Below are 764 nucleotides of genomic sequence, written 5' to 3'. Positions count from 1 at the left end.
GGCTCCGGAGCATTGGTGTGTTGCAGAGTGCCCTGCAGGCTTCCGGATAGATCGTAGCAAACGCCGTTGACGAGGTAACGATGCGAACCCGTGCCATCTGTGGCGCTGAGCGGTTTGCTTTCCGAGCCGGACCCGCCGACATCGACGTCGCACACGGCGTTATCTTCTTCCTCCTCGTCCTCGCCATCGTCCTGCGCGAAGGCCGGCGACAACAAGCGAAAGAGACACAGGCAGATCATGCAAAAGCGGCGAACGTGGCGCCCAAATGCCACCTCGCCGGACTTTTGGTGCAGTCCCGTCGATGCCGACACACCGCCACGCGACTTGTTTGCATCGACGGATGAGGCAGGCGCTCGAAAGACGCCCGGCTTTCGCAGGCCCTCTTTGTCATCCCGCGGAAGGCTTGCAACGATCGAGAACGACCGCTCTACGCGCGCAACTGGCCGCGGGTTCCGCTTGCCAATCAGCATGCCGGGCTTGGCACACGCCGGAGCAGGAAGCCAACGACCCGAACCATGCCAGCGCTCTCCTTCAATCGACGCGTCACGCTTTTTCCACACTAAAGCAAAAAGCGTGCTGCGCGCTTGACATTTTGGGCCAAGCCTATCGGTGGCCGAGAGAGCGGGTGTGAGATTTCGGTCAACGGCACAGTGCTGTGCATTGCGGCGGAAGGTCTATCAGGCCCCGCGCTACGTCGTCCTCCACGGACATTGATGGCCCGGCAGCGAAGCGTGTCCCCAAATGTCAACGCACGGCAGGTCGCG

1 protein-coding gene is annotated in these 764 nt (G+C 61.8%); it reads right to left on the bottom strand.

Features of this window, described 5'->3' with window-relative positions:
* On the bottom strand, window positions 1-470 hold a 470-nt coding region (locus ACWGS9_RS35060), incomplete at its 3' end, for a hypothetical protein (RefSeq protein ID WP_454509461.1).
* Between the last annotated feature and the right edge of the window lie 294 nt (window positions 471-764).

The organism is Mesorhizobium sp. Arg314 (assembly GCF_053714275.1).
This window is presented reverse-complemented; position numbering and strand designations above follow the sequence as displayed.